The following is a 5,242-nucleotide window of genomic DNA, read 5'->3' as shown; positions in this document are numbered from 1 at the left end:
TTAAAAGAAAGGCGACGACATACTCTCCCACAAAATTGCAGTACCATCTGCGCAGGCGGGCTTAACTACTCTGTTCGGGATGGGAAGAGGTGAGCCCCGCCGCAATAACCACCTTAAGGTTGTTAGTTGCTTTAGGCAACTTTTAATTATTAATTATCAATTGTAAATTGTTAATTATCAATTAAAAAATATCTTAACATACTGAGATAAAGAAAAGTACTTTTATTTACTATTTTTAGAAAGTTTCTTCCTCCCGATTGCTCGGGAGGAAAAGGGTGTACATAAGCTTACGGATTATTAGTACTACTCGACTATGACATTACTGCCTTTACATCTATAGCCTATCAACGTGGTCATCTTCCACGATCCTTAAAAGAAATCTCATCTTGTGGTGGGTTTCGCGCTTATATGCTTTCAGCGCTTATCCCTTCCCAACGTAGCTACTCTGCGGTGCCCCTGGCGGGACAACAGATACACTAGAGGTTAGTCCAATTCGGTCCTCTCGTACTAGAATCAGATCCACTCAAATTTCTAACGCCCACAGTAGATAGAGACCGAACTGTCTCACGACGTTCTGAACCCAGCTCGCGTGCCACTTTAATGGGCGAACAGCCCAACCCTTGGGACCTTCTCCAGCCCCAGGATGTGACGAGCCGACATCGAGGTGCCAAACCCCCCCGTCGATATGAGCTCTTGGGGGAGATCAGCCTGTTATCCCCGGCGTACCTTTTATCCTTTGAGCGATGGCCCTTCCATGCGGAACCACCGGATCACTATGCTCTACTTTCGTACCTGATCGACCTGTATGTCTCTCAGTCAAGCTCCCTTATGCCATTGCACTCTACGCACGGTTACCAAGCGTACTGAGGGAACCTTTAGAAGCCTCCGTTACTCTTTTGGAGGCGACCACCCCAGTCAAACTACCCACCAAGCACTGTCCTCTTCATCGAAGAGTTAGGCCTCAGATAAACAAAGGGTTGTATTTCAACAATGACTCCACAACGCCTGGCGACGCCGCTTCATAGTCTCCAACCTATCCTACACATCATTTATCCAAGGTCAATACTAAGCTATAGTAAAGGTGCACAGGGTCTTTTCGTCCCACTGCGGGTAAACGGCATCTTCACCGTTACTACAATTTCACCGAGCTCATGGCTGAGACAGTGTCCAGATCGTTACACCATTCGTGCAGGTCGGAACTTACCCGACAAGGAATTTCGCTACCTTAGGACCGTTATAGTTACGGCCGCCGTTTACTGGGGCTTCAATTCAATGCTTCTCCGAAGATAACATCTCCTCTTAACCTTCCAGCACCGGGCAGGTGTCAGGCCCTATACTTCATCTTACGATTTTGCAGAGCCCTGTGTTTTTGATAAACAGTCGCCTGGACCTCTTCACTGCGGCCAGCATTGCTGCTGGCGACCTTTCTCCCGAAGTTACAGGTCTATTTTGCCTAATTCCTTAGCCATGAATCTCTCGAGCACCTTAGGATTCTCTCCTCAACTACCTGTGTCGGTTTACGGTACTGGTACTAATTACCTGAAGTTTAGAGGTTTTTCTTGGAAGCCCTTAGGCGCACTATCTCTTTGTCCGAAGACTCCGAGTACTATCGTATTTCACCAAACTCTCCGGATTTGCCTAGAGAGCCTATAGCTAGGTACTTTAACGAACTATTCCGTCAGTTCGCGGCGCTTTCATCACTCCGTCACCCCATCACAGTAATTAGTAGTACGGGAATATTAACCCGTTAGCCATCGACTGTCCCTTTCGGGTTCGCCTTAGGACCAGACTAACCCACAGCTGATTAGCATAGCTGTGGAAACCTTAGTTTTTCGGTGTGCGGGTTTCTCGCCCGCATTATCGTTACTTATGCCTACATTTTCTTTTCCAGCCAGTCCAGCATACCTTACGATACACCTTCAACCCTGCTGGAATGCTCCCCTACCACTTACAGTAAACTGTAAATCCATAGCTTCGGTAATATGCTTATGCCCGATTATTATCCATGCTCGTCCGCTCGACTAGTGAGCTGTTACGCACTCTTTAAATGAATGGCTGCTTCCAAGCCAACATCCTAGCTGTCTGGGCAGACAAACCTCGTTCTTTCAACTTAGCATATATTTGGGGACCTTAGCTGATGGTCTGGGTTCTTTCCCTCTCGGACTTGGACCTTAGCACCCAAGCCCTCACTGCTGTGAAACATTATATAGCATTCGGAGTTTGTCAGGAATTGGTAGGCGGTGAAGCCCCCGCATCCAATCAGTAGCTCTACCTCTATATAACTATCATCAGCGCTGCACCTAAATGCATTTCGGGGAGTACGAGCTATTTCCGAGTTTGATTGGCCTTTCACCCCTACCCACAGGTCATCCGAAGACTTTTCAACGTCAACCGGTTCGGTCCTCCACTGTGTGTTACCACAGCTTCAACCTGCCCATGGGTAGATCACACGGTTTCGCGTCTAACACTACTGACTAAAGCGCCCTATTCAGACTCGCTTTCGCTACGGATCCGTGACTTAATCACTTAACCTTGCCAGCAACGTTAACTCGTAGGCTCATTATGCAAAAGGCACGCCGTCACCCCACGAAAGGGCTCCGACCGCTTGTAAGCGTATGGTTTCAGGATCTATTTCACTCCGTTATTCACGGTTCTTTTCACCTTTCCCTCACGGTACTGGTTCACTATCGGTCTCTCAGGAGTATTTAGCCTTAGCGGATGGTCCCGCCAAATTCAGACAGGGTTTCACGTGCCCCGCCCTACTCAGGATACCACTATCTATTATACTTGTTACCCATACGAGGCTATCACTCTCTATGGCGTCACTTTCCAGTAACTTCCGGTTCCTTGTACATAAAATGTCGTGGTCCTACAACCCCAACATTGCCGTAACAACATTGGTTTGGGCTAATCCGCGTTCGCTCGCCACTACTTACGGAATCACTTTTGTTTTCTTCTCCTCCGCCTACTTAGATGTTTCAGTTCAGCGGGTTTGCCCACCTATCGGTGTACTATGTCTTCAACATAGTGGGTTGCCCCATTCGGATATCTGCGGATCAATCTGTGTGTGCCAGTCCCCGCAGCTTTTCGCAGCTTATCACGTCCTTCTTCGCCTCTGAGAGCCTAGGCATCCCCCATACGCCCTTATTTTGCTTATTGTACCAATCATAATATCAATTATGACCGTTTTTTTTTGTCTTTTACAATAAATTGTAAAAAACGCTTTCTACTTTTTATTATTTTCTTATCTCAATATGTCAATGAACTTTTATTCGCCTGGGCGAATCAGTGGAGAATAACGGAGTCGAACCGTTGACCTCCTGCGTGCAAGGCAGGCGCTCTAGCCAGCTGAGCTAATCCCCCATTTTCTTAGTGATGAGTTATTAGTTATGAGTTATGAATTATTGCTCATAAGGTCTCAACCTCTAAAATTTCCTTTTTTTTAAGTTAAATAGTAGTCCCGGGCAGACTCGAACTGCCGACCCCTACATTATCAGTGTAGTACTCTAACCAGCTGAGCTACGAGACTCTGTTTTACTTAATTTTTCATTATGTTTTAAATTAACAGCAAGAGTAATACAATCTCCAATTCAGAATCCTATAAATAATCATCTTGTTTCCTCAACGTGTGCAAGCACTAACATTTGAGGCTCTAGAAAGGAGGTGTTCCAGCCGCACCTTCCGGTACGGCTACCTTGTTACGACTTAGCCCTAGTTACCAGTTTTACCCTAGGCAGCTCCTTGCGGTCACCGACTTCAGGCACCCCCAGCTTCCATGGCTTGACGGGCGGTGTGTACAAGGCCCGGGAACGTATTCACCGGATCATGGCTGATATCCGATTACTAGCGATTCCAGCTTCACGGAGTCGAGTTGCAGACTCCGATCCGAACTGTGACCGGTTTTATAGATTCGCTCCTGGTCGCCCAGTGGCTGCTCTCTGTACCGGCCATTGTAGCACGTGTGTAGCCCAAGGCGTAAGGGCCGTGATGATTTGACGTCATCCCCACCTTCCTCACAGTTTGCACTGGCAGTCTTGTTAGAGTTCCCGACTTGACTCGCTGGCAACTAACAACAGGGGTTGCGCTCGTTATAGGACTTAACCTGACACCTCACGGCACGAGCTGACGACAACCATGCAGCACCTTGTAAATTGTCTTGCGAAAGATCTGTTTCCAAACCGGTCAATCTACATTTAAGCCTTGGTAAGGTTCCTCGCGTATCATCGAATTAAACCACATGCTCCACCGCTTGTGCGGGCCCCCGTCAATTCCTTTGAGTTTCATTCTTGCGAACGTACTCCCCAGGTGGGATACTTATCACTTTCGCTTAGCCACTGAACTTGCGCCCAACAGCTAGTATCCATCGTTTACGGCGTGGACTACCAGGGTATCTAATCCTGTTCGCTCCCCACGCTTTCGTCCATCAGCGTCAATCAATTAGTAGTAACCTGCCTTCGCAATTGGTATTCCATGTAATCTCTAAGCATTTCACCGCTACACTACATATTCTAGTTACTTCCTAATAATTCAAGTTCAGCAGTATCAATGGCCGTTCCACCGTTGAGCGATGGGCTTTCACCACTGACTTACTAAACCGCCTACGGACCCTTTAAACCCAATGATTCCGGATAACGCTTGGATCCTCCGTATTACCGCGGCTGCTGGCACGGAGTTAGCCGATCCTTATTCTTACGATACCGTCAAGCTGCTTCACGAAGCAGTGTTTCTTCTCGTACAAAAGCAGTTTACAATCCATAGGACCGTCATCCTGCACGCGGCATGGCTGGATCAGGCTTGCGCCCATTGTCCAATATTCCTCACTGCTGCCTCCCGTAGGAGTCTGGTCCGTGTCTCAGTACCAGTGTGGGGGATCTCCCTCTCAGGACCCCTACCCATCGTTGCCTTGGTAAGCCGTTACCTTACCAACTAGCTAATGGGACGCATGCTCATCTTTTACCGTTGTGACTTTAATTATTAAGTGATGCCACTCAATAATACTATGAGGTATTAATCCAAATTTCTCTGGGCTATCCCTCTGTAAAAGGTAGATTGCATACGCGTTACGCACCCGTGCGCCGGTCTCTATATCCGAAGACATATACCCCTCGACTTGCATGTGTTAAGCCTGCCGCTAGCGTTCATCCTGAGCCAGGATCAAACTCTTCATCGTATATTTTAATATTATATTGCGATGATTTATCTATCGGTTCTTTTCGAATCTTACGACTCTATTACTCTTATT

Annotated in this window: 2 tRNA genes and 3 rRNA genes; all 5 read right to left on the bottom strand. The window is 47.3% G+C overall.

The window, feature by feature from the left end:
• Positions 1–6: 6 nt before the first annotated feature.
• Positions 7–116: ribosomal RNA gene (gene rrf, locus B0A75_RS01125) — 5S ribosomal RNA — on the bottom strand.
• A gap of 161 nt (positions 117–277) precedes the next feature.
• A 23S ribosomal RNA gene (locus B0A75_RS01120) occupies positions 278–3,159 on the bottom strand.
• Positions 3,160–3,289: 130 nt separating this feature from the next.
• Positions 3,290–3,363, bottom strand: a tRNA-Ala gene (locus B0A75_RS01115).
• Between the two features lie 92 nt (positions 3,364–3,455).
• Positions 3,456–3,529 (bottom strand) — tRNA-Ile (locus B0A75_RS01110).
• Positions 3,530–3,656: 127 nt separating this feature from the next.
• Positions 3,657–5,170: ribosomal RNA gene (locus B0A75_RS01105) — 16S ribosomal RNA — on the bottom strand.
• Together the 16S, 23S and 5S rRNA genes with 2 tRNA genes alongside form the textbook arrangement of a ribosomal RNA operon.
• Positions 5,171–5,242: the final 72 nt, after the last annotated feature.

Origin of the sequence: Flavobacterium oncorhynchi, from assembly GCF_002217355.1 — a bacterium.
In the GTDB taxonomy this organism is placed as follows: domain Bacteria; phylum Bacteroidota; class Bacteroidia; order Flavobacteriales; family Flavobacteriaceae; genus Flavobacterium; species Flavobacterium oncorhynchi.
Note: the sequence above shows the minus strand (reverse complement) of the source record. Positions and strands in the feature narration are given on the sequence as shown.